This is a genomic window from Streptomyces sp. NPDC050508 (assembly GCF_040655155.1).
In the GTDB taxonomy this organism is placed as follows: Bacteria; Actinomycetota; Actinomycetes; order Streptomycetales; family Streptomycetaceae; genus Streptomyces.
This window is the reverse complement of sequence record NZ_JBFAJJ010000028.1, coordinates 61,527-85,031: the sequence shown is the minus strand read 5'-3', so window position 1 is coordinate 85,031 and position 23,505 is coordinate 61,527. Positions and strand designations below refer to the sequence as shown.

The 23,505-nt window shown below is 69.9% G+C and carries 23 protein-coding genes and 1 pseudogene; 14 read left to right on the top strand and 10 right to left on the bottom strand.

Going from position 1 to position 23,505, the window contains the following annotated elements; genetic code table 11:
• Window positions 1-47: 47 nt before the first annotated feature.
• Genes AB0I69_RS44975 through AB0I69_RS44955 form a run of 5 tightly spaced genes read right to left on the bottom strand, consistent with a single transcriptional unit; the run spans window position 48 to window position 4,183 of the window.
• Window positions 48-1,016, bottom strand: coding sequence for an ABC transporter substrate-binding protein (locus AB0I69_RS44975; protein WP_363101630.1), 969 nt, complete (start codon window positions 1,014-1,016; stop codon window positions 48-50).
• A complete protein-coding gene (locus AB0I69_RS44970) occupies window positions 1,013-1,729 on the bottom strand; it encodes an ABC transporter ATP-binding protein (RefSeq protein WP_363101629.1) in 717 nt (238 codons plus the stop codon). Before AB0I69_RS44970 ends, AB0I69_RS44975 begins: the two co-directional genes overlap by 4 nt.
• 2 nt (window positions 1,730-1,731) lie before the next feature.
• A complete protein-coding gene (locus tag AB0I69_RS44965) occupies window positions 1,732-2,607 on the bottom strand; it encodes an ABC transporter permease (protein WP_363101628.1) in 876 nt (291 codons plus the stop codon).
• Complete coding sequence (locus AB0I69_RS44960) at window positions 2,604-3,449, bottom strand: sulfurtransferase (RefSeq protein ID WP_363101627.1); 846 nt, start codon at window positions 3,447-3,449, stop codon at window positions 2,604-2,606. Before AB0I69_RS44960 ends, AB0I69_RS44965 begins: the two co-directional genes overlap by 4 nt.
• Entirely contained in the window at window positions 3,446-4,183 is a 738-nt protein-coding gene (locus AB0I69_RS44955) for a lysophospholipase (protein WP_363101626.1), read from the bottom strand. Before AB0I69_RS44955 ends, AB0I69_RS44960 begins: the two co-directional genes overlap by 4 nt.
• Before the next feature lie 337 nt (window positions 4,184-4,520).
• On the opposite strand from AB0I69_RS44955, the gene AB0I69_RS44950 reads away from it, so the two are divergent.
• Window positions 4,521-5,369, top strand: coding sequence for a LysR family transcriptional regulator (locus AB0I69_RS44950; RefSeq protein WP_363101625.1), 849 nt, complete (start codon window positions 4,521-4,523; stop codon window positions 5,367-5,369).
• Window positions 5,370-5,499: 130 nt separating this feature from the next.
• Entirely contained in the window at window positions 5,500-6,384 is an 885-nt protein-coding gene (pqqB, locus tag AB0I69_RS44945; protein ID WP_363101624.1) for a pyrroloquinoline quinone biosynthesis protein PqqB, read from the top strand.
• On the opposite strand, the gene AB0I69_RS44940 is transcribed toward pqqB, so the two are convergent.
• On the bottom strand, window positions 6,356-7,549 hold the full coding sequence (locus tag AB0I69_RS44940) for an NAD(P)/FAD-dependent oxidoreductase (protein ID WP_363101623.1): 1,194 nt from the start codon (window positions 7,547-7,549) through the stop codon (window positions 6,356-6,358). The genes pqqB and AB0I69_RS44940 overlap by 29 nt on opposite strands.
• A gap of 131 nt (window positions 7,550-7,680) precedes the next feature.
• Between AB0I69_RS44940 and AB0I69_RS44935 the strand changes: the two genes are divergently transcribed.
• Entirely contained in the window at window positions 7,681-8,397 is a 717-nt protein-coding gene (locus tag AB0I69_RS44935) for a TetR/AcrR family transcriptional regulator C-terminal domain-containing protein (RefSeq protein ID WP_363101622.1), read from the top strand.
• On the opposite strand, the gene AB0I69_RS44930 is transcribed toward AB0I69_RS44935, so the two are convergent.
• Window positions 8,394-8,807: a MarR family transcriptional regulator gene (locus AB0I69_RS44930; RefSeq protein ID WP_363101621.1), complete on the bottom strand. Its 414-nt coding sequence runs from the start codon at window positions 8,805-8,807 to the stop codon at window positions 8,394-8,396. The two genes, AB0I69_RS44935 and AB0I69_RS44930, sit on opposite strands and share 4 nt — an antisense overlap.
• Window positions 8,808-8,891: 84 nt before the next feature.
• Window positions 8,892-9,242, bottom strand: coding sequence for a VOC family protein (locus AB0I69_RS44925; protein ID WP_033278601.1), 351 nt, complete (start codon window positions 9,240-9,242; stop codon window positions 8,892-8,894).
• A gap of 278 nt (window positions 9,243-9,520) precedes the next feature.
• On the opposite strand from AB0I69_RS44925, the gene AB0I69_RS44920 reads away from it, so the two are divergent.
• Window positions 9,521-10,861 (top strand): hypothetical protein, encoded by a 1,341-nt coding sequence (locus AB0I69_RS44920; RefSeq protein ID WP_363101620.1) that lies wholly within the window; start codon window positions 9,521-9,523, stop codon window positions 10,859-10,861.
• Between the two features lie 91 nt (window positions 10,862-10,952).
• On the opposite strand, the gene AB0I69_RS44915 is transcribed toward AB0I69_RS44920, so the two are convergent.
• Window positions 10,953-11,984 carry a LacI family DNA-binding transcriptional regulator gene (locus AB0I69_RS44915; protein WP_363101619.1) on the bottom strand — a complete coding sequence of 344 codons (1,032 nt, stop codon included), beginning with the start codon at window positions 11,982-11,984 and terminating at the stop codon, window positions 10,953-10,955.
• A gap of 168 nt (window positions 11,985-12,152) precedes the next feature.
• Between AB0I69_RS44915 and AB0I69_RS44910 the strand changes: the two genes are divergently transcribed.
• Window positions 12,153-14,174, top strand: coding sequence for a beta-galactosidase (locus AB0I69_RS44910; protein WP_363101618.1), 2,022 nt, complete (start codon window positions 12,153-12,155; stop codon window positions 14,172-14,174).
• Between the two features lie 108 nt (window positions 14,175-14,282).
• Here the strand turns inward: AB0I69_RS44910 and AB0I69_RS44905 are convergent, their stop codons facing one another.
• Complete coding sequence (locus tag AB0I69_RS44905) at window positions 14,283-15,149, bottom strand: ribonuclease BN (protein WP_363101617.1); 867 nt, start codon at window positions 15,147-15,149, stop codon at window positions 14,283-14,285.
• Window positions 15,150-15,328: 179 nt separating this feature from the next.
• Between AB0I69_RS44905 and AB0I69_RS44900 the strand changes: the two are divergent.
• From AB0I69_RS44900 to aspA, 9 genes and pseudogenes are all read left to right on the top strand, one after another.
• Window positions 15,329-16,292 (top strand): annotated as a pseudogene (locus AB0I69_RS44900) (SMP-30/gluconolactonase/LRE family protein).
• Between the two features lie 164 nt (window positions 16,293-16,456).
• Window positions 16,457-16,918 (top strand): fluoride efflux transporter CrcB, encoded by a 462-nt coding sequence (crcB, locus tag AB0I69_RS44895; RefSeq protein ID WP_363101616.1) that lies wholly within the window; start codon window positions 16,457-16,459, stop codon window positions 16,916-16,918.
• On the top strand, window positions 16,915-17,295 hold the full coding sequence (locus AB0I69_RS44890; protein ID WP_363101615.1) for a DUF190 domain-containing protein: 381 nt from the start codon (window positions 16,915-16,917) through the stop codon (window positions 17,293-17,295). Before crcB (AB0I69_RS44895) ends, AB0I69_RS44890 begins: the two co-directional genes overlap by 4 nt.
• Entirely contained in the window at window positions 17,292-17,666 is a 375-nt protein-coding gene (gene crcB / locus AB0I69_RS44885) for a fluoride efflux transporter CrcB (RefSeq protein ID WP_363101614.1), read from the top strand. Before AB0I69_RS44890 ends, crcB (AB0I69_RS44885) begins: the two co-directional genes overlap by 4 nt.
• A gap of 88 nt (window positions 17,667-17,754) precedes the next feature.
• Window positions 17,755-18,591 carry an undecaprenyl-diphosphate phosphatase gene (locus AB0I69_RS44880; RefSeq protein WP_363101613.1) on the top strand — a complete coding sequence of 279 codons (837 nt, stop codon included), beginning with the start codon at window positions 17,755-17,757 and terminating at the stop codon, window positions 18,589-18,591.
• A gap of 182 nt (window positions 18,592-18,773) precedes the next feature.
• Window positions 18,774-19,451 carry a FadR/GntR family transcriptional regulator gene (locus tag AB0I69_RS44875; RefSeq protein ID WP_363101647.1) on the top strand — a complete coding sequence of 226 codons (678 nt, stop codon included), beginning with the start codon at window positions 18,774-18,776 and terminating at the stop codon, window positions 19,449-19,451.
• Window positions 19,448-20,911: an amino acid permease gene (locus tag AB0I69_RS44870; protein WP_363101612.1), complete on the top strand. Its 1,464-nt coding sequence runs from the start codon at window positions 19,448-19,450 to the stop codon at window positions 20,909-20,911. The genes AB0I69_RS44875 and AB0I69_RS44870 overlap by 4 nt, the downstream gene beginning before the upstream one ends.
• Window positions 20,912-20,943: 32 nt before the next feature.
• Complete coding sequence (locus AB0I69_RS44865; protein ID WP_363101611.1) at window positions 20,944-21,963, top strand: asparaginase; 1,020 nt, start codon at window positions 20,944-20,946, stop codon at window positions 21,961-21,963.
• Between the two features lie 98 nt (window positions 21,964-22,061).
• Window positions 22,062-23,471, top strand: coding sequence for an aspartate ammonia-lyase (gene aspA / locus AB0I69_RS44860; RefSeq protein WP_363101610.1), 1,410 nt, complete (start codon window positions 22,062-22,064; stop codon window positions 23,469-23,471).
• Window positions 23,472-23,505 lie beyond the last annotated feature (34 nt).

Genomic DNA, 23,505 nt, shown 5'->3' with positions numbered 1-23,505 from the left:
GAACTCCTAAGACGGGAAGGTCACTTGAGCAGTGGAGGTGTCCGTGGTCACTTGAGCAGCGTGGTGTCGGCGGACTTGGCCACGTCGACGTTCGGGTCGAGAACCCCGATGCTGTTCATGAGGTCGGCGACCTGCTGGACGGTCGTGTTGACGTCCGAGGTGATCGGCAGCACCTGGCTGTACGCGGCGGAGGCGAGAGTCTTCGCGACCGTGGCGTCGGCGCCGTTGCGCTGCTCGATGGCCTTCGCGTACGCGTCCTGGTGGGTGCTGGTCCACTTCAGCGCCGTGCTCAGACGCTGGAGGAAGTCGGAAAGGGCGGTCTTCTTCGCCGAGTTGGCGAGGGCCTTCTCGGAGGCGTTGATGAAGCCGTAGCCGCTGACCCGGCCGTCCGCGCCGTCGACGAGGAGCTTGCCGCCCTGTTCCAGACCGACGGCCTGATAGACGCCGAAGGTGGCCCAGATCTTGACCTTCCCGGAGGCGAAGGCGGCCTGCGCGTCGGTCGGCAGCAGGTACTGCACCTTGACGTCCTTGTAGCTGAGCCCGTTCTGCTTGAGGACGTTGGCGAGCAGGTACTCCGAGATGCTGCCCTTCGCCGAGGACACCACGACCTTCTGGCCCTTGAGGTCCTTCACGCTGTCGATGCCGGAGTCCTTGCGGACGACGATTCCGACATGCGTGCCGTCGTTCTTGAGGGCGGCGACGTTCTTGATCTTGACGCCACCGCTGAGCGCCTGGAGCGCGGGCAGGTCGGCCGAGTACCCGGTGTCGGCGGCGTCCGCCTGCACGGCCTGGTAGAGCGGGGCCGCGCCCTGGAACTCGGCCCATTTCACCTTGTACTTGGCGCCCTTGAGCGCGTCCGAGGCGGCGATGATTGTCTGGAGGGTCTTGGCCTGGTCGCCGATGGTGAGGGTGACCTGGCCGCCGGCCGAGGTGTCCGCCGAGGAGTCGGCGCCGCAGGCGCTCAACGCCAGCAGGGAGGCCAGGCTCAGGGTGGCGGCGGCGATTCTGCGGATCACGAGGGGGTTCCTTCCAGGGTGCGGGTCACGCCGAGCCAGTTCAGGAGGCGGGCGCGCAGGGTCACGAACTCGGGGGCGGTCAGATCACGGGGGCGGGGCAGGTCGACGGTCACCTCGTGGGCGATACGGCCCTCGTCCATCACCAGGACCCGGTCGGCGAGCAGCAGCGCCTCCTCCACGTCATGGGTGACCAGGAGGATCGCGCACCCGTGCAGTCGCCACAGCTCGGCGACGAGCGCCTGCACCTTGCCCCGGGTCAGCGCGTCCAGCGCGCCGAACGGCTCGTCCAGCAACAGGAGTTCGGGCTCACGGACCAGGGCACGGGCGAGCGACACGCGCTGGGCCTGACCGCCGGACAGCGTCTTCGGCCATACGGTCGCGCGCTCCGCGATGCCGACCTCGTCGAGGGCCTTGAGAGCAAGGTCCCGGTCCGGGCGGCCGGGCAGCCCGAGCACGACATTGCGCCACACCTTCAACCAGGGCAGCAGCCGCGGCGATTGGAAGGCAGCGCTGCGCCTCGCGGGCACGGTCACCTCCCCGCCGATCTCGTCGTCCAGCCCGGCGAGAATCCGCAGCAGCGTCGACTTGCCGCAGCCGCTGTGCCCGAGCAGGGCCACGAACTCGCCCTCACGGATGTCCAGATCGAGGTCGTGCAGGACGGTGTTGCCGTCGAAGGCCCGCGAAAGCCCCCGAATCTCAACGGAGTTGGCCATGTCTACGCCTCACCCTCGAAGTTGGCCCGCCAGGTCAGCAGGCGGCGCGACAGGATCCGTACGGCGAAGTCGCAGGCCAGCCCGAGCAGCGCGTACACGACGAGGCACAGCACGATGACGTCCGTACGGAAGTACTGCTGGGCGTTGCTCATCAGATAGCCGAGCCCCGCGTCCGCGTTGACCTGCTCGGCGAAGACCAGCGCCAGCCACGCGGTGGACAGCGCGTACCGCAGGCCCACGAGTGCCCCGGGCAGCGCGCTCGGCAGGATCACGTACTTGATCAGCCCGAACCGGCCGAGCCCCATCATCCGTGCGGCCTCGACGAGTTGGGCGTCGGTCGAGCGGATACCGCCGTAGATGTTGAAGTACAGCGGATACGTCACCCCGAGCGCCACGAGCGCGATCTTCGGGGTCTCCTCGATGCCGAACCAGACGATGAACAGCGGGATCAGACCCACCCAGGGGATCGCCCGGAACATGCCCATCGATGAGTCGATGACGTCCTCACCGAGCCGGAACAGCCCCGCCAGCAGCGACAGGGTCAGTGCGACGGTCGCGCCGATGAGGAACCCGATGGCGGCACGGCGGCCCGACGCGGCGATGGCGTGCGGCAGTTCGCCGTTCTTCGTCAGGTCCACCGCCTGACGCAGGACGTCCACGGGGGAGGCCAGCACGGACTCGGGGAGCACGCCGGTGGCGGAGGTCAGGAACCAGAGCAGCACGAGGCCGACCGGTCCGGCGGCCCGTCGCACCGAACGGGGCACGGTGAAACGGCGGTTGACCTTCGCGGTGCCGCGGATGGTGACCCGGGTGGACGGCGCGGGCACGACTTCCTTCTGCTGCGGCAGTACCGCCGCGTCAAGTGGCTTCGTCGTCATGGCCGGTCTCCCTTGGCGGCCGGGCGCGCGGGATCGGCGGACCAGGCGGACCAGGAACCGGGGAAGAGGGTCGCCTCGAACCCGGCGATCTCCAGCGCCGCGATCTGATGGGCGGCGGTGACCCCGGACCCGCAGTACACGCCGATGCGCGCCGCGTCCCCGGCCCCCCGCTCCTCGAACCGCTTGCGCAGCAACTCCGGTGCCAGGAAGGTCCCGTCCGTCGCCAGGTTCTCCCCGGTCGGCGCGGACACGGCCCCCGGGATGTGCCCCGCGCGCGGGTCCACCGGCTCGACCTCACCCCGGTAACGCTCACCGGCGCGGGCGTCCAACAGCAGCCCCGACACGGCGAGTTCGGAGGCCCCGTCGGCATCAGTGATCCGCAGTGCACCCGCGCGGAGTGCGATGTCACCCGGCGTCGGATCAGCGGGAACCCCGGACTCCAACGGCAACCCCGCCGTACGCCAGGCGCCCAACGCCCCGTCCAGCAGGGTCACTTCGGTGACTCCCGCATACCGCAGCAGCCACCAGGCCCGTGCGGCGGCCGTGTTGCCCAGGTCGTCGTAGACGACGACGGATCGGCCGTCGGCGATGCCCCAACGGCGGGCGGATTCCTGCAGTTCGGTGAGGTCGGGGAGCGGATGCCGGCCGCCCTCGGGGCTCGGTGGCGCGGCCAGCTCGGTGTCGAGGTCGACGTAGACCGCGCCCGGGATGTGACCGTCCGCGTAGTGGTCGCGGCCGTACGGATCGCCCAGGGCCCAGCGGACGTCCAGCAGCACGGGCGGCTGCTCGGAGCCGAGGAGTTCGGCCAGCTCGGCGACCGTGGTCGTCACGTGGCTGCTCATGTCAACTCCTCGGCGATCAAAGGAAGTTCACGGGCCTCGCCGGTCTCGCGGACCTCGGGGGCCAGCCGGAGCCGTTCGAGGAACAGGACGACCGTGGCGGCGGCGGTGCGGTGCAGCGCGTCGTTGAGGACGTCGTGCCGGCCGCCGTGGAAGACCACGGTGTGCACGGCCGGGTGACCGTCGTAGACGCTCAGCGCCCGGTCGAGCGGGCTGATCGTGTCGTCCTTCCCGTGCAGGGCCAGGACCGGGACGCGCACCAGGTCCAGGCGCGGTTCGGGTAGCTCGGGGGTGTCGTCGATGGCACCGCGCCGGAATTCGGGGTCGTTGGTGAGCCGCCCCTGATGGGTCGGGCAGGCGGTGCGCGCCGCGACCTCTTCCTCCCAACTGCCCGCTGTCCAGGCGCCGGTGGGCAGCCCGGCCAGGATCAGCGCGTCGACGCCCGCGGTCTGCTCCGCGGCGAGCTGAAGGGCATAGAGCGCGCCCGTGTCGGAACCGACCAGCACCTTCGGGCCGGGCAGCGACTCGTCGGCGAGCAGCTTGGCGGCCTGCTCCAGTACGGCGGGGTCGGTGGTCGGGTCGCCGAGGGCGCGGACGCGGTAGGCGTCGTAGCCGAGCCGGCGGCCGAACCGCTCGTAGACACCGCCGTGTTCGCCCCGCCCGGCCAGCACGATCAACGTGCCGCGCGCGGCGAGGCCTTCGGGTTCGTCCCAGGAGGAGAGAGCGGAAGAGGGCATGGGGTGACAACTCCCAACGAGGGGAAAGGGGAGGGGAATTGAGCAAGGGGGAGGAAGAGCGCAGGCCGGAGCCGCCGTCACGTGTCAGTGCGCAGGGCGGACGTGATCAGCGAGAACTCGGGAGGGGTGCCGCGGAGAGGCGGTGGGTCAACGACAGCGCGCGCTGCACGCCACGCCGAAGTCGATGACTCGGCGCTGCGTCAGAAGGGCAGCAGAAGCGGTCGTGTGCAGCATGCGCCCATCATGACCGGCCACGACCGATCGCGTCCAACGATGATTCCGCATCGAAATCGATCAGTTATCGCGATCGATGCCCGAAACAGCTACCGTCACCGGCATGCCCCAACCTGTCCTCGACATCGTGGCCCTGCGCAGCCTGACCGCGATCGCCGACTGCGGCGGCTTCCACCGCGCGGCGCGGGCCCTCGCCCTGAGCCAGTCCGCGGTCAGCCAGCACGTGCGCAGGCTGGAGAAGACGCTGGGCCGGCCGATCGTCGAGCGGGAGGGGCGTGGCACCCGGTTCACACCCGAGGGGCGGCTGCTCCTCGAACAGGCCCGCCGCATCCTCGCCGTGCACGACGAGGCCGTACGCACTCTGCTCGACGTGGACGGCGACACCGTCACCATCGGCTCCACCGAACACGCGGCCGACCAGTTCCTGCCACGGCTGACCGCCGCTGTCCAGGAGGTGCGGCCGGGTTGCCGGGTCCGCTTCCGCATCGACCGCTCGGCCCGCCTCGTCGAGGCCGTGGAACGCGGCAGCGTCGACGTCGCGGTGTACGTCACCGAGGCCGCCGCCACCGAGGGCACACCGGTCGGCGGCCTCCCGCTCACCTGGCACGCCACACCCGGCTGGCAGCCACCGGCCGCACCCGCGCCCGTCCCGCTGGTCGCCATCGAGGACCCGTGCGCGATCCGTCGCCGCGCCATCTCCACCCTCGCCGCACACGGAGTACCGGCCGCGGTCGTCGGCGACGCCGGCTACCTCGCCGGGGTCCTCGACATCGCCCGCACGGGACAGGGCGTCGCGCTGCTCGCGGCGGTCGGTTCGCCTCCGGACGGCCTGACCCCGTACGACGGCCTGCCCTCCGTCACCCCCATCCCCATGAGCGCGCTGGCCCGCCCGGGTGCCGATCCCGCGACGGTGGAGGCGGCGTTCGCGGCGGTACGGGATCTGTTGCGTTAGCCGGAGGGTGAGGGGAGTGAGCGGGGGAGATCGGCCGGAACTGCCCCCTGTGGTGGGGTAGTCCGGCCTGTTTTGGAGGAAAGATCCCTCGGGGAGAATCGCTGATTCTGCAAGAGGGGGCGCGATCGTCGTGAGGGTCGTCCTGCTCGGTACCGCCTCCGGTGGCGGTTTCCCGCAGTGGAACTGTGCCTGCGCACTGTGCGCCGCCGCCTGCGACGGGAAACTTCCCTCGCGTACGCAGGAGAGCGTGGCCGTCACCGGCAACGCGCGCGACTGGTGGCTCCTCAACGCCTCACCCGACATCCGCACGCAACTCACCGCCACCGCCGCACTCCGGCCGGGCCCCGGCCCGCGCGACTCCCCGCTGCGCGGCGTGCTCCTCACCGACGCCGAGCCCCACCATGTGGCAGGCCTGACCGTGCTGCGCGAGGCGACGGGCCTCAAGGTGTACGCCCCGCGGCCCGTCCTTGCCGCACTCACCCCGGCCCGTGCAGTCCTCGACCACTACGCTCCCTGGGACTGGTCCGACAGTCTCGCCGAGGGCGGTTTCGTACTGGCCGGAGGCCTCGTCGTCACGGCTCACCCGATGGGCGCCAAGCCCCCGACGTACGTGCTGCCCAGCCCGCCGGACGAGCGCTGGGTGACGGCGTACCGCATCGAGGACCTGGCGACCGGCGGGGCACTCGTCTACGCACCACGCGTAGCCGCCTGGACGGACACCCTCGACGACCTGCTGACGGCGGCGGACTGCGCCGTGCTGGACGGCACGTTCTTCACCGCCGACGAGATGGGTACGACGGCACGCGTCGGCGCCCGCCGACGGTCCATGGGTCACCTGCCCGTCTCGGGCCACCGCGGCAGCCTGACCGCCCTCGCCCGCCACCCCGGAGTCCGCCGGATCTACACCCACCTCAACAACACGAACCCCCTGCTCGACCCGAGGTCGGCGGCGCGGGCGCAGGTGAGTGCGGCGGGGGTCGAAGTGCTCATGGACGGGGCCGAGTTCGTGGTGTGAGGCGGGTCCGGAGGTGACCGGGTGCCGGGGGTGACTCGGCGCGCCAGGTCCTGGTCATCAGGGCGAGCATGCTGTGCGGTGCGTCGTCGTCGATCATGACCGTGTACATGTCGTCGTCGTTCGCTTCTACGGCGGCGGCGCGGGCGAACATGCTCTGCTCGTGCTCGGCGAGGGTGGCCTCCACGTCGTCCGGGTGCGCGGCGAGGGCCAGGCCGAGCTCGGCGCCGTCCTGCATGGCGAGGTTGGCACCCTCGCCGTTCGGCGCCCTGAGGTGGGCCGCGTCGCCGAGCAGGGTCACCCCCGGCCTGTGGTCCCAGCGGTGCCCGGCCGGCAGCGTGAAGATGCGGCGCAGGACCGGCGGGGTGTCGCTGTCGGTGATCAGGGCGGTGAGTTCAGGGGCCCAGCCGTCGTACTCCTTCGCGACCTGCGCGGTCAGTGCGGCGGCATCGGTGGTGTCGAGGTCGGCGAGCCAGTCCTGCGGCTTCCTCAACTGCGCGTAGGTGTGCAGGGTTCCGGCACCCTCCCGATGGGCCAGCAGTCCCCTGCCCGGCGCGAGCGCGAACAGTGATCCGGCGCCGACCGCTTCCGCCGCGGCGGGATGGCGCGTGTCGCCGTCGAACAGGAACGTCTCCACGCTGCAGACGCCGAAGTACTCAGGCGTGGCCCCGGAGAGCACCGGGCGCACCCGCGACCACGCTCCGTCGGCTCCGACGAGCAGGCTCGTGACGACGGAGGTGCCGTCGTCGAAGCCGACCTCGTGACGGCCCTCGCCGAGGGCCCGCACGCCGGTGGCCTTGCGGCGCCAGCGGACGGTGCCGGCCGGAAGCGCGTCGAGCAGCAGCTGTCGCAGCGCGCCGCGCGGAACCTCGGGGCGCCGGCCGGTGCCGTCGTCGGGCAGGTCGAGCAGCACGGCTCCCGTCCGGTCCAGGACCCGGTAGGACTCGCGGCCGGGGAGGACGAGCTTGCGGAACTCCTCGGTCAGACCCGCGGCCGCCAGCGCGGGCTGACCGTTCTCGGGATGTATGTCGAGCAGACCGCCCTGGTGACGTGCGGCCGGTGAGGGCTCCGCCTCGTGGACCGTGGCCGGGATGCCGTGCAGGTGCAGCACGCGGGCCAGCACCAGACCGCCCAGACCTGCTCCGATGATCGTGACCGGTGTCGTCATGGTTTCCCTCACAAGCTCCCCGAATCCGCGACGGATCCCCGGCGGATCGCCGACGCATCCGCGTTGGATCGTCACTCCAACAAGCTAACACCGCTTTGGATCGGCGATCCATTCATGCGACACTGAGGACCATGGCGAAGAGAACTGCGAAGACGACTGCGAAGGGAACTGCGAAAGGAACTTCACGGGCCCCGAGGCGCACGGACGGCCTGTCCAGGGAAGTGATCATCGAGGCCGCGACCGACCTTCTGGACGGCGGAGGCGAGAGCGCGCTGACGCTGCGCGCGCTCACCGTGCGCCTGAGCACCGGCTACGGAGCGATCTACCACCACGTCGCGGACAAGGGCGACCTGCTCGCGGCGGCCACCGACGACATCATCGCTCGCGTCCTGACCGACGTGGTCATGGACGGGGACGCGGACCCGCGGGAAGCCCTGCGTCGTGTCGCACTGGGCCTGTTCGACGCGATCGACGCGCACCCCTGGGTCGGTGCCGAACTCTCCCGGGAACCGTGGCGGCCCGCGATGCTGGAGTTCTACGAAAGCATCGGCAGGCTGCTGGACGCGCTCGCCGTCCCCGAGCGAGCACGCTTCGACGCGGCCGGCACGCTGGTGAACTACGTCCTCGGCGTCGCCGGGCAGAACGCCGCGAACGCCCGGCGCCGTGCCGCCGGCGACATGGACCGAGCGGCCTTCCTGGACACCGTCGCCGCGCAATGGGCGCAACTGGACCCCGACCGGTATCCGTACGTCCACGAGGCGGCGACGAGACTGCGTGAGCACGACGACCGCGCTCAGTTCCTCGCCGGCGTCGACATCTTCCTGGCCGGTGTCGCGACCCTGCGTTAACGGTGCGGGCTCGGCTGGGCGTCGTCCAACATCCGCGCCAGGACGCCCCGTTGCAGCGGCAGCACCTCCGCGTGCAGGTCGCGACCCTTCCTGGTCAGTGCCACCCACACCCCGCGTCGGTCCTCCACGCAGACCGAACGTTCCACGAGGCCGTCCTTCTCCAGTCGTCCGATGAGACGGGACAGCGCGCTCTGGCTGAGATGGACCCGTCCGACCAGGTTCTGCACCCGGCACTGGTCGCCCTCCTCGGGCGACTCGGACGCGAGCATGTCGAGGACCTCGAAGTCGCTCGCGCCCAGGCCGTGCGGATGCAGTACGCGGTCGATCTCGCACATCGTGCGCGCGTGCACGGACAAGATGTCCCGCCACTGTTCTTCTAGCTGCCGGGCACCGGCCGACTTCACTGCCATACCCGCACGGTAACACCGATCCGGCCATTTATTGAGTGCGCAACTAGTGCACGTGCAAGTAGCGCGGCCGGCCCGGCATCGGCGTCAGGCGGCCGGATTCTGGGTGAGCCCGACGAAGTTCCCGTCCGCGTCCTTCACGAAGGCGATCAGCTTGCCGCCGCCGACGTCCTGGACGTCCTGGACCAGCTCGGCGCCCGCCTCCACCATGGCCGCGAGCCGTGTCCGGATGTCGTCCACGGTCCAGTACGGCACCGGTCCGGTCATGCCCCTGGAGTGCCCGTTGGGGTCGAGGCCCACGTCCTGCCCGGCGGCCTTGTAGCCGACGTAGTACGGCTCGTCCGCGTACGGCTCGACCCCCAGCAGTGCGCCGAACAGGGCCTTCGCGGCGTCGAGATCCTTGACGGGGTAGATGATCGTGTTCAGTCCGTCGGTCATGGCGAGCTCCTCCGTGCGTGGTCCGACGGATTTCGTCGGTGAATTCAGGCTAGGGCGGGGGAGGCGCGGGGGCTTCTTCAATCCTGATCGGTTGGCACGGGACGGCACGTGGTGGCACCTGGCGAGGTGGGCGTCGGCTCGGCGGTACCGATCAAGAAAACGGTAAGAACCACCCGCCCCACGCCCCCCACCTACAACCTTCCACCCCAGCCCACCGTCCAACTCCCGCCCGGTGCTGGTCACTTGCCGGGGTTTCTCTGTCCCAGCTGGGGGATTTCATGAGTTCTGTCTCCGTCGGACGTGTGCTGCGTCGCGGGGCATGTGTCGGAGCCGTGGGGGCGTTGGTCGTCGCCGGGCTCGGGAGTGGGGCGGCGGTCGCCGACGACGTACCGCAGACCGATGCGCTGGCGATCCAGTCGCCGTACGACGTCGCGGCGACCGTCGCTCCCGACGGTGGTGTCGCGCAGTACCGGCCGCTGGCGCTGGGGCTGACGCACAGCAATGACGCCTTCACCGTGACCGACGGACGGCTGACCGTCGATGCCTCCGGACTCGCCGGGGTCGCCGAGGTGGCCTGGCCCGACAACTGCACGCCGGACGACAGTGGCACCGTCGCCGTGTGCGACACCGGGGACGTGCCGATCCGCTACAGCGCGCAGGTGCGGTTGAAGGTGCGGGCCGTCGCCGGCGCCGCCATCGGAGCACAGGGCACGGTCACGTACTCCGCCGAGGCCACCGGCGGCCCCGACGGCACGCTCGCCGCCCAGCGCAGCGACGACACCACCGTCACCGTGAGCTCCGGCGCCGACCTCGGGATCAGCGCCCCGCAGGACGCCACCGGCGTCGCGCCCGGCACCAGCCTCACCGTGCCGTACGCGATCACCAACACCGGCAACGAGACCGCCCACGGCTTCAGCGTGGACATGTGGGCGACGTACGGCCTCGACGTCACCACCCGCTACCCGCAGTGCACCTACACGGGGCCGGACGTCAACGGCAGTGGCGACACGGTCGTGACCTGCTCCTTCGACACCGATGTCGCCCCCGGCGCCACCGTCGAGCTGCCGGAGCCGCTGCAACTCGCCGTCACCGAACGCGCGTTGTACGACCGGTTCGACTACGACGTCGAGCCCCTAGGTGACGCCACTGACCTCGACACCTCCGACAACAGCCGCTCCTGGCACATCAACGCCGACAACACCGCCGACTTCGCCGTCTACGGCACCGAGGCGAGCGGCGCGGCCGGTGACACCGTGACCTCTGGCTTCCGCTTCGTCAACCACGGGCCCGCCTGGGCCGGTGACGTCAGCGCCGGCGATCCGATCACCACGCTCGACTTCCACCTCCCGGAGGGCACCACCGCCACGTCCGTGCCCAAGACCTGCCACAACGCCTGGACCTCCGGCGAGGACCCGACCATCGGCCACTACGCGTGCACCCTGCCGACATGGGCCAAGCCCGACCTGGACGTCAGCTTCCCGTTCCAGCTGCGCATCGACCGGGTCGTCCCCGACGCGACGGGCCGAGTCACGACCCTGGCCTACAACGGCACGCCCCTCGCCTTCGACTCGAACACCGAGAACAACACGGCCGAGGTGATCGTCAACCCGTCCACCTGACGGTGACGTTGGGGGGCGAGCCCGCAGCTCGCCCCTCAACTCCGGGCGCTCACCGCGCTGTTACCTCAACTCCCCGCGACAGCCGTCCCGTTCACGTCGACTCCCGCTTCACCAACTCCGTGGGCAGAATCACCGCCGCCGTGTCCTCGCCCCCGATCTGCGCCAGCAGCACCCGCACCATCTCCGCGCTGATCCGGTCGAACGGCTGCCGCATCGTGGTGAGTTCGGGGCTCGACGCGAGCGCGGCGGGGGAGTCGTCGAAACCGCCGACCGAGACGTCCTCCGGTACCCGTCGCCCGGCCCGTGCCAGCGTGGTCAGTACGCCCCGTGCCATCAGGTCGGAGGCGACGAACACGGCGTCCAGGTCCGGGACTTGGGCGAGCAGCCGCTCGGCGCCCTTCTCGCCGCTGAGCCGGCTGTAGTCGCCGGAGACGACGAGGCGCTCGTCCACCTCGACGCCCGCCTCGGCGAGCACCTCCCTGTAGCCGGCCAGGCGCTCGACACCGCCCGGGGTGTCCAGCGGGCCGGTGACCGTGCCGATGCGGCGGCGGCCGAGGGAGAGCAGGTGCCGGGTCATGTCCCGGGCGCCGTCCCGGTCGTCGGCCGCGACGTAACTCACCTTGGAGCCGACCCCGATCGGCTTGCCGCACGCGACCAGCGGGACGCCCGCCTCGCTCAGCTCCTCCGCCACCGGGTTCCCGGAGTGGCTGGAGACCAGCAGCACCCCGTCCACGTGCCCGGAGGTGATGTACCGCGTGATGCGCCGCCGCTCGTCCTCGGTGCCGGCCAGCATCAGCAGTAGCGGGATGTCGTGCGCGGCCAGCGCCTGAGTGCAGCCACGCAGCAGGATGTTGAAGTTCGGGTCCTCGAAGAACTTCTCCTGCGGTTCCGTCAGCAGGAAGCCGACCGAGTCCGAGCGCCCGGTGATCAGCGACCGGGCGTGCCGGTTCACGACGTAACCCGTCCTGCGGATGGCCGCGTTGACGGCCTCCTGCGCGGCCGGGCTCACATAGTGCCCGCCGTTGAGGACCCGCGACACCGTGCCCCGCGAGACGCCCGCCTCGCGCGCCACGTCATGGATCGTCGGCGGCCTGCGCCGACCCCCCGTATTGCTCATGGTCACGACTCTACGGCTCCGGGGGCCGGGGCCAGAAGCACCGCGCTGGGAGCGTTCACAGCAGAGAAACATCAGAGACACTTGTCACCGGTCACGGGCGTGCGGTTATGTTGGGGTCGCGCCCTCGGGCATGCTGTGTGCACGTTCCCAAATGATCGACTACGGGAGAGATCCATGCCGGAGACCACCCCTAAGGGCCTCACCAGGCTCGCCTTCGGTGGGGACTACAACCCCGAGCAGTGGCCCGAGAGTGTCTGGCAGGAGGACGTCCGGCTGATGCGCGAGGCCGGCGTCACCATGGTGAGCGTCGGGATCTTCTCCTGGGCGCTGCTGGAGCCCGAGCAGGGTGTGTACGACTTCGGCTGGCTGGACCGGATCATCGACCTGCTGCACGAGAACGGCATCCGCGTCGACCTCGGGACACCCACGGTCGCCCCGCCCGCCTGGTTCTACCGCGCCCACCCCGAGGCCCTGCCCGTCACCGCCGACGGCACCCGCTACGAGTTCGGCTCACGCGGCGCGATCTGCCACAGCAACGCCGACTACCGCGCCGCCGCCGCGAACATCACCACCCGGCTCGCCCAGCGCTACGGCAACCACCCGGCCCTCGCGCTGTGGCACGTCTTCAACGAGTACGGCGTCCCCGTCTCCGCCTGCTACTGCGACTCCTGCGCCGCCCACTTCCGCCGCTGGCTGACCGCGACGTACGAGACCGTCGACGGCGTCAACGAGGCCTGGGGCACCGCCTTTTGGGGCCAGCGCTACGCGGACCTCGGCCAGATCAACCCGCCGCGCCTCACCCCGACCGCCGTCAACCCGGCCCAGGCGCTGGACTATTCGCGGTTCGCCGACGCCACGATGCGCGAGAACTTCGTGATGGAACGGGACATCCTGCACCGCCTCGCGCCCGGCATCCCGGTCACCACCAACTTCATGGCCGCCCTCAGCCAGTGCGAGTCCGTCGACTACTGGGCCTGGGGCCGCGAGGTCGACCTCGTCACCAACGACCACTACCTGATCACCGACGGCCGCCGCACCCACGTCAACCTCGCGATGGCCGCCGACCTCACCCGCTCCGTCGCGGGCGGCGCCCCCTGGCTGCTCCTAGAACACTCCACCTCGGGCGTCAACTGGCAGCCCCGCAACCCCGCCAAGGCCCCCGGCCAGATGGCCCGCAACGCCCTCTCCCACGTGGCCCGCGGCTCGGACGGCGCGATGTTCTTCCAGTGGCGCCAGTCCCGGCGCGGCGCCGAGAAGTTCCACTCCGCGATGCTCCCGCACGGCGGTACGGAGACCCGCGTCTGGCGCGAGGTTGTCGAACTCGGCGCGTCCGTCGAGGAGTTGGGCCAGATACGCGGCACGCGCACGCAGGCCGACGTGGCCGTCCTATGGGACTGGCAGTCGTGGTGGGCGCAGAAACTGGCGTGGCGCCCCAGCGAGGACCACGACGCCCGCGAGCGCGCCGACGCCTTCTACGAGGCCCTCTACGACCGCCACCTCACGGTCGACTTCGCCCACCCTGAAGCCGACTTGTCGGCCTATCCCCTTGTCGTCGTACCGGCGCTGTACCTGATGACGGAGGCGGCCGGCCGCAATCTCCAGCGGTACGTCGAGAACGGCGGCACCCTCGTCGTCTCCTACTTCTCCGGCATCGTCGACGAGCACGACGCCGTCCACGAGGGCGCGTATCCCGGCGCGCTGCGGGACGTACTCGGCCTGACGGTCGAGGAGTTCTCGCCCCTCCTGGCGGGCGAGCGGGTGCGCATCACCGGCGCCGACGGCTCCGAACTCACCGGCGACGTATGGACCGAGTTCGTCGTCCCGAACGGCGCCGAGACCGTGTGGACGTACGCCGAAGGCCTCACCGCCGACCACCCGGCCGTCACCCGGAACCGCCTCGGCGAGGGCACCGCCTGGTACGTGTCGACCCGTCTCGACGCCCACGGCCTGGACGCCGTGCTCGGCTGGGCGACCGAGGACGCCCGGATCGCCCCGCGCGCCGACCTGCCGTACGACGTCGAAGTCGTGCGCCGGGAAGGCGAGTTCGGCAGCTTCCTCTTCGCGATCAACCACAGCGCCTCGGACGTCAAGGTGCCGCTGGGCGCCGGCGGTACCGAGCTGCTGACCGGTGAACGTGCCGCGAGCGGCCTCGCGGTCCCCGCCGGAGCCGTCCGGGTCGTACGACTCGACGGCTGAGCCGAACTCCCCTCCGCCCGCGCGAGCCGTGAGCCGCGGGTGGAGGGGGACGTCCTCCTTCCGGGCGGGCGGTTCTGTTCGGCTGCCGCTGGGCTGGTGGGCGAGGCCTCAGACCGTGTCCTGTTCGGAGCGCGTCGGCGCTTCCTCCTGCACTGCGTCCACCGCGTCCACCGCGTCCGGTTCTTCCGGCTCCGTGCGGAGCGACGCGTCGGGGTCCCCGAACCGCTCGCACAGCAGCCGGCCCACCAGTGCGCCGCCGTAGAGCACGAACCCCACGCCGACGAGCCAGGACTCCACCACCAGGACGGTGCCGACCGGGCCGTAGCTGACCGCGTTGGTGACCAGGAGTGGGGTGAACACCAGGTACGAGAACCAGCGCAGGCCGACCAGGCCCGCCATCGTGGCGAGCGCGCCCGGGAGCAGATACCGCCAATGGACCTGGCGGCTGAGCAGGAAGTGCGGGCCCCACCAGAAGAACAGCAGGCCGGCCGTCATGCTGAGCAGGATGCGGGGCGTGCCCTCAAGGACGCTGCGGGTCTGCACCTGGGCGTACAGGTAGCCCATCAGCATGACCAGCCAGATCAGTTGTCGCCAGATGCGATGCCACGGGGTGCCGGTCGGACGCCACACGTGCTCGTAACCGCTCTGCACGCTCGACGCGAAGGACAGTCCGAACAGCGCGAGCAGGGCCACGCTCCACGCGCTGGTGGCGCCGATCACCTTGCGGGGCGGGGTGAAGACATTGGTGAGCGCGCGGGCGGACCGTCCCGACAGATCCATGCCGTCCACCAGCCACAGCGCGAACCCGCCGTGCCCCAGCGGATCGGCCGCGGCCACCACGATCAGCAGGGGTGCGAGGGTGACCAGGGCGAGTGTGGCGAACCCCATCGCCCGGTGCAGCAGCTCCAACTCCCGCCCGCGCCGGTTGAGTTCGGCGAGTCCGAGGCGCTGCCAGGCGGTGCGGACGCGGCTCACCGGGGAGTTCCCGCGCGGCGGGCGGCCGACCACGTCATTGCGGGCCCCCTTCTCACTTCTCGCCGACCGGCAGCGCGATCCGGGTCACCGGGAATACGCTCGGCGAACGTGACCGGGTGCCGCGATGACCGGGAAGAACAGCAAGCGTACGCGCGCCGGACCCAACCGTGGAGGTGTTCGTGGACCGACCCAGTGCACTGCTCGCCCGCCGCTATGTCGCGATCGGAGGTGTGGGTCCCGAGGATGTCGTGGCCGACGCCCGTGGCCGGGTGCTGACCGGCGTCGAGGACGGCCGCATCCTCCGCCTAGACGGACTGACCAACCCCGAGGCGGTGCGGGTGGAGACCCTCGCCGACACCGGCGGACGGCCGCTCGGCCTCGAACTCCTCCCGGACAACGCCCTGTTGGTGGCCGACGCGGAACGCGGGCTGCTGCGCGTCGACTTGGCGGACGGAACCGTACGCGTCCTCGCCGACTCGGTGGCGGGGGAGCCGCTGCGGGGCGGCAGCAACGTGGTCGCGCTGTCGGACGGCAGTGTGTACTTCACCGTCTTCAGCCTCCGCTACCCGATGGAGCAGTGGATCGGCGACATCGTCGAACACACCGGCACGGGACGGCTGTTGCGCCTCGCACCCGGCGCCGACAGTCCCGAAGTCCTCCTGGACGGACTCCAGTTCGCCAACGGGCTCGCCCCGAGCGCCGACGAGTCCTTTCCTGGTCGTCGCGGAGACCGGCGCCCGCCGGCTGACCCGCTACTGGCTCACCGGACCGAAGGCGGGTTGCAGCGAGTCCTTCGTCGACGACCTCCCCGGAATGCCCGACAACCTCTGGCGCGCCGGCCCGGACGGGCCGATCTGGGTGGCGCTGGCCGGCCCGCGCGTCGCGCCGCTCGAACTCCTCCACCAGGCCTCACCCGCCGTACGACAGGCCGCGGCCCGGGTCGCCGTGCGCGTGCCCTTCCGCCCCACCGGCACGATCGGAGCCATGGCGTTCGACGACGACGGAGCCGTCGTCCATCACCTCGCCGCGCGCGGCTCGTCGTACCGGATGGTCACCAGCGTGTGCGAGGCCGCCGGGCACCTGGTGCTGGGCAGCGTGTGGGAGCGCGGGATCGCGCTGTGCGAGCCGCCCGCCCCGAAGTGACCCCGGCACGCCCCCGGCGTTACCCTGATGCCCGGCCGCGATCAGCTCTCGCGGCGCGGCGGTGGGGCCCGCCGTACCCGAACCGCGGCAGAGGTGCCGCCAACGGTCCCTACTTGTAGAGGCGCGCGCCCCCAGGGCCCCCGACGAGTAGGAGACGTACGGCCATGTCAGCCCCCGAAGCCGAGAGCGTGCGCACCCGTCCTCGGGCCCCGCGTCCGTCCGTCTGGCGCGGTCAGGGACCCGTCGTCGCGGTGGTCGCGCTCGGCGGCGCGCTCGGCGCCACGGGACGCTACGCGGCCTCCCTGTGGTGGCCCGCGCAGAGCGGCGGTTTTCCCTGGACGACGTTCTGGATCAACGTCGTCGGGTGTGCCGTGATCGGTGTGTTCATGGTGGTGATCACCGATGTGTGGGCCGCGCACAGGCTGGTGCGGCCGTTCTTCGGCACCGGTGTGCTCGGCGGCTTCACCACCTTCTCGACGTACGCCGTCGACATCCAGAAACTGGTCGACGCGGGCCATTCCCGCACCGCGCTGGCCTATCTCGCCGCGACCCTGCTCGCGGCCCTCACGGCGGTCTGGCTCGCGGTGACGGCGGCCCGGCGCGTCCTGAAGTGGAGGCAGCGATGACCAGGCTGACCGGCAGCGCCCTGCGCGTGACCGTCTTCATCGGCGAGAACGACACCTGGCACCACAAGCCCCTCTACACGGAGATCGTGCACCGCGCGCACACGGCCGGACTGGCCGGTGCCAGCGTCTTCCGGGGCATCGAGGGCTTCGGCGCCTCCTCCCTGATCCACACCTCACGGCTGCTGTCGCTCAGCGAGGACCTGCCGGTGGCGATCGTGATCGTGGACACCGAGGAACGCGTACGGGCCTTTCTGCCGCAACTCGACGAACTGGTCGGCGAAGGACTCGTGATCCTCGACGACTGCGAGGTCATTCGGTATGTCGGCCGCGCGGACGACTCCGGTGAAACGGACCGGAAGGGTAAGAGGTCGTTGTGAACTGGCTGTTGGTCGTCGCGGGAGCCGCCGTCGGAGCCCCGCTGCGCTATCTCACCGACCGCGCCGTGCAGACCAGACACGACTCCGTTTTCCCCTGGGGCACCTTCGCGGTGAACGTCACCGGCTGCCTGATTCTCGGTGTGCTGACCGGTGCCGCGTCCGCCGGCGCCGCGAGTGCGCATCTCCAACTCCTCGTGGGGACAGGCCTGTGCGGGGCCCTGACGACGTACTCGACCTTCTCGTACGAGACACTGCGGCTGACCGAGACGGGTGCGGGCCTCTACGCTGCAGCCAACGTCGTCGGCAGCGTGATGGCGGGCCTCGGTGCGGCATTTGTCGGGGTGTCGATCGCGCAGGCCCTGTGGGCGTAAGAGATCGGGCGGCTCCCGCGCCCGAGCAGGACCGTTCCCAGCGCTATTGTCTACAGCACTGTCGACCAACTCCCAAGAACTGGATCTCATGAGCGTCATCAGCGTCGGTCAGGCCGCCGTCCTCGGAGTCGTCGAGGGGGTGACCGAGTTCCTGCCGGTGTCTTCCACGGGCCATCTGAAGATCGCCGAAGGGCTGATGAAGATCCCCGTCGACGACAACGCCGTCGTCGGGTTCTCGGCCGTCATCCAGGTCGGCGCCATCGCCGCCGTGCTCGTGTACTTCTTCAAGGACATCGTGCGGATCGTGACCGCGTGGGGCCGTGGCCTGCGCAATCGCGAGGAGCGCTATCACCACGACTACAAGTTCGCCTGGTGGGTGATCTACGCGACGATCCCGATCGTGCTGGTGGGTCTCGCCGCGAAGCCGCTCATCGACGGGCCGCTCGGCTCGCTGTGGGTGGTCGCCGCCTCGCTGATCGTCGGCAGTGGCGTCATGTGGGCGGCGGACCAGATGGGCCGGCACAAGCGGGGTGAGGACGACGTCACGTTCAAGGACGCGATGCTGGTGGGCAGTTCGCAGATCCTGGCGCTGCTCTTCCCCGGTTTCTCGCGCTCCGGCGCGACGATGTCCACCGGTCTCATCCTCGACCTGGACCGCGTCGCCGCGACCCGGCTCTCCTTCTTCCTCGGCATCCCGGCGCTGACCGGCGCCGGCATCTACGAGCTGAAGGACGCCCTGGGGACGGGCGTCGGCGCCGCCCCGCTGGCGGTCGGCACGATCGTGTCGTTCGTGGTCGCCTACGCCTCCATCGCCTGGCTGCTGAAGTTCGTGGCGAAGCACTCCTTCAACGCGTTCGTGATCTACCGGATCATCATCGGTCTGATGCTGTTCGGGCTGCTCGGCACGGGTGTGCTCGACAGCTGACAGCCGCTGACACCGTACGGACGATCATCACAGCGGGCGTGAAGCCGGACTTTCAGGCTTCACGCCCGCTGAATTTTTCTTTTCCGATCGCTTGACAGCACTGTCCCGTCACCCGCAGGATCACGTCCGTGAACCTGTCAGACAGCCAGACAGGTGGAGTCGGGCCGCGGCGCGTCAGCGCCATGGAAGCGGTGCTTGTCCACCTCCGCGGCGCCATCGAGCGCGGCGACTACGCCATCGGCGACAAGCTCCCCTCCGAGGCGGAGCTGTGCCGCACCCTGGAGATCAGCAGGCCCGTGCTCCGCGAGGCCCTGCGGGCCCTGCAGACCATGGGCCTGACCGTCTCCAAGACCGGCAAGGGCACCTTCGTGGTGGCCAACGCCGTGGAGGACCCCACCTTCGGCGACTACGCGGCCAGCGACCTGCTGGAAGTGCGCCGCCACGTCGAGATCCCGGTCGCCGGATACGCGGCACTGCGCCGCACCCCGGAGAACCTGGACCACCTGGCCCACCTCCTGGACCGCATGGAACGGGAGACGGACACCACCGCGTGGGTCGCGATGGACACGCTCTTCCACCTCGCGGTCGCGGAGGCCGCCCAGAACCCGGTGTTCCGCCGGGTCATCGAGGAGATCCGTGACGCGCTGGCCCGCCAGTCCGCGTTCCTCAACGAACTCGGCGGCCGGCGCGAGCAGTCCAACCGCGAGCACCGGGCGATCGTCGAGGCGCTGATCGACGGCAGCGAGCCGGACGCCGTCGAGGCCATGTCCCACCACCTCGACCGGGTCGAGACGACCCTCACCGACATCGTGCGCCCCGCGCGCACGAACACCCCCACGGAAGGCGGACCCGAGGCGTGAGCGAGCAGTCCCTGCACGGCAGCGAGCAGTCCCTGCATGACGGCGTGCAGAAACGATCCGGCCATGTCGACGCCGGAGACGCCGGCTACAGCAAGTCCCTGAAGTCCCGGCACGTCAACATGATCGCCATCGGCGGCGCGATAGGCACCGGCCTCTTCCTCGGCGCCGGCGGCCGCCTCGCCGACGCCGGCCCCTCACTGTTCATCGCGTACGCGGTCTGCGGCCTCTTCGCCTTCCTCGTCGTACGCGCACTCGGCGAACTCGTCCTGTACCGGCCCTCGTCCGGCGCCTTCGTGTCGTACGCCCGAGAATTCCTCGGCGAGAAGGGCGCGTACGTAGCCGGCTGGATGTACTTCCTCAACTGGGCCACCACCGGCATCGCCGACATCACCGCCGTGGCCGTCTACACCCACTACTGGAGCATGTTCTCCGACATCCCCCAGTGGGTGATCGCCCTCATCGCCCTCGCCGTGGTCCTCACGGTGAACCTGATCTCGGTGAAGATGTTCGGCGAGCTGGAGTTCTGGTTCGCGATCATCAAGGTCAGCGCACTCGTCGTCTTCATGCTCATCGGCATCTTCCTGCTGGTCACCCAGCACCAGGTCGACGGCACGACTCCCGGCCCGTCCCTGATCACCGACAACGGCGGCATCTTTCCGAACGGCCTGCTGCCCATGCTCCTGATCATCCAGGGCGTCGTCTTCGCCTACGCCTCGGTCGAGCTGGTCGGCGTCGCCGCCGGCGAGACCGAGAACCCCGAGAAGATCATGCCGAAGGCGATCAACTCGATCATGTGGCGCGTCGGCCTCTTCTACGTCGGCTCGGTCGTCCTGCTCTCGATGCTGCTGCCCTGGAACAAGTACAGCGCGGGCCAGAGTCCCTTCGTGACAGTGCTGTCGAACATCGGAATCCCGGCCGCCGGCGGCGTCATGAACCTCGTCGTCCTCACCGCGGCCATGTCCTCGCTCAACTCCGGCCTGTACTCCACCGGCCGCATCCTCCGCTCCATGGCGATGTCCGGCTCCGCCCCCAAGTTCACCTCGGTCATGAGCCGCAGCCAGGTCCCCTACGGCGGCATCCTGCTCACCAGCGGCATCTGCGTCCTCGGCGTCGGCCTCAACTTCGTAGTGCCGGCGGATGCGTTCGAGATCGTCCTCAACTTCGCGGCGATCGGCATCCTCTCCACCTGGGGCATGATCATGCTCTGTCACTTCCTCTTCTGGCAGAAGACGGAAAAGGGCGAACTGACCCGCCCCGGCTACCGGTTGCCGGGTTCCCCCTGGACCGAGCTCGTGACGCTGGCCTTCCTCGCCTCCGTCCTGGTCCTCATGTACGCCGACGGCGGCGCCGGACGCACCACCGTGCTGTGCCTGCCGCTGATCGCCGCCGCGCTCGTCGCCGGATGGTTCGCCGTCCGCCGCCGCGTGGCCAGCACGTCCTCCACCGCACCCGACGCGTGAGACCCACGTCGTCCTGACCCCGACAGGCAGAGATGTACAGCAGTTCCCTCGCGGACCCACCCCTCATCCGTGAACCCCTCCACGCACCCGTCGCCCACCTCATACGCGACGGAATGATCGAGGGCATCCACTACGGCTCCGTCGTCGTCCTCGATGCCGACGGCCAGGTCCAGCTCCAGATCGGCGACATAGAGGCCGCCTTCTACCCGCGCTCGGCGATCAAGCCCGTCCAGGCCGTCGCCATGGCGCGGGCGGGGCTGCCGCTCGACGGCGAGCTGCTCTCGCTCGCCGCCGCCAGCCACTCCGGCGAGGAACGCCACCTCGCCGGGGCCCGGCGGATTCTCGAACTCGCGGGGCTCACGGAGGAGTCTCTGCGCAACGTTCCCGACCTCCCGTTTGATCCGGCTGTGCGGGACGTCTGGGTGCGTGAGGGGCGGCCACCGTCCCGGCTCGCCCAGAACTGTTCCGGGAAGCATGCGGCGATGTTGTACGTGTCGAAGCTCAATGGCTGGTCGCTCGATGACTATCTCGACCCTGCGCATCCGCTGCAGCAGGCGATCGCGGAGATCGTCGAGGATCTCACCGGGCAGCGGATCGCTCGGGTGAGTGTCGACGGGTGCGGGGCTCCTTTGTTCTCCATCTCTCTCCATGGGCTTGCTCGGGCCGTCGCTCGGATTACTACCGCTGCGCCTGGGACGCCTGAGGCTCGGGTTGCTGATGCGATGCGTGAGCACGCGGAGATGGCGTCCGGGGCGGGGCGGGACGTGGCCGCGTTGATGCGGGCTGTGCCGGGGCTGCTGGCCAAGGACGGGTTCGAGGGGGTTCAGGTGGCCGCGTTGCCGGATGGGCGGGCTGTTGCTGTGAAGGTCTCGGACGGGGCTAATCGGGCGCGAGTGCCTGTTGCTGCTGCGGCTCTTGCTCGGGCCGGGGTTGATCCTGGGCTGCTTGGTGAGTTTGTCGGGGAGCCGTTGCTCGGTGGCGGCGAGCCGGTTGGTTGTGTTCGGCCTGTACGTGCGTTGGACCCTGTGCCGCCGTTGTCTGCGTGTGCCTAGATCGGTTGTGGGGATCTGCGGGCCGGATGTGGCTGGTCGCGCAGTTCCCCGCGCCCCTGAAGGGGCGCCTATCTGAACCCTGTTGGAAAGAGGACCCCATGTCTGTCGTCACCCGTCGCGAACATGATCTGCTCGGGGATCGGGATGTACCCGGCGATGCCTACTGGGGTGTGCACACCCTGCGTGCCACGGAGAACTTCCCCATCACCGGGACGCCGATCTCCGTGTATCCGCACTTGATCGATGCCCTTGCCGCCGTCAAGGAGGCCGCAGCTCTCGCCAATGAGGAGTTGGGGCTGCTCTCGTCGGAGAAGACGGCCGCCATTGTCGCCGCCTGTCGCGAGATCCGGGCCGGGAAGCTGCACGACCAGTTCGTCGTGGACGTCGTTCAGGGTGGGGCCGGCACCTCGACCAACATGAACGCCAACGAGGTTGTCGCGAACCGGGCGTTGGAGTTGCTGGGGCACGCCAAGGGCGAGTACCAGTACCTGCACCCCAATGAGGACGTCAACCTCGGGCAGTCGACCAATGACGTGTATCCGACCGCGGTCAAGATAGCGACCGTCTTCGCCGTACATGGATTGATCGCGTCAATGTCTGTACTGGAGGACGCGTTCGCCCGTAAGGCCGTCGAGTTCCATGACGTGCTCAAGATGGGCCGTACACAGTTGCAGGACGCGGTGCCGATGACGCTCGGTCAAGAGTTCTCGGCCTATGCGGTCATGATTGACGAGGATCGTCAACGTCTTGACGAGGCCGTCCAGTTGATCCATGAGATCAACCTGGGGGCCACGGCCATCGGGACCGGACTCAATGCGCCTGCCGGGTATGCGGAGTCGGCCCGGCGGCATCTCTCGGAGATCACTGGGCTGCCGCTGGTGACCGCGGCCAACCTGGTCGAAGCCACCCAGGACTGTGGGGCGTTCGTCCAGATGTCGGGGGTGCTCAAGCGCGTTGCGGTCAAGCTCTCCAAGAGTTGCAACGACCTGCGGCTGCTGTCGTCCGGGCCGCGCGCGGGGCTGGGGGAGATCAACCTGCCGCCGGTGCAGGCCGGTTCGAGCATCATGCCGGGCAAGGTCAACCCGGTGATCCCCGAGGTCGTCAACCAGGTCGCCTTCGAGGTGATCGGCAACGACGTCACCATCACCATGGCGGCCGAGGCGGGACAGCTCCAGCTCAACGCCTTCGAGCCGATCATCCTGCACTCGCTGTCGGAGAGCATCACGCATCTGCGGGCTGCCTGCCTCACGCTTGCCGAGCGCTGTGTGGACGGCATCACCGCCAACACGGAGGCGTTGCGCGCGAGCGTGGAGAACTCCATCGGTCTGGTGACCGCGCTGAACCCGCACATCGGGTACACGGCCGCCACCGACATCGCGAAAGAGGCTCTCGCCACCGGCCGGGGCGTGGCCGAACTCGTCCTGGAGAAGGGCCTGTTGCCCGCTGAGACGCTCGCCGCCCTGCTGCGGCCGGAGGTCCTGGCCGGCAGCGGACCCGTAGCCGTCTGATCCGCCCACGCGCACCAGGACCCGCCCGGAGGCA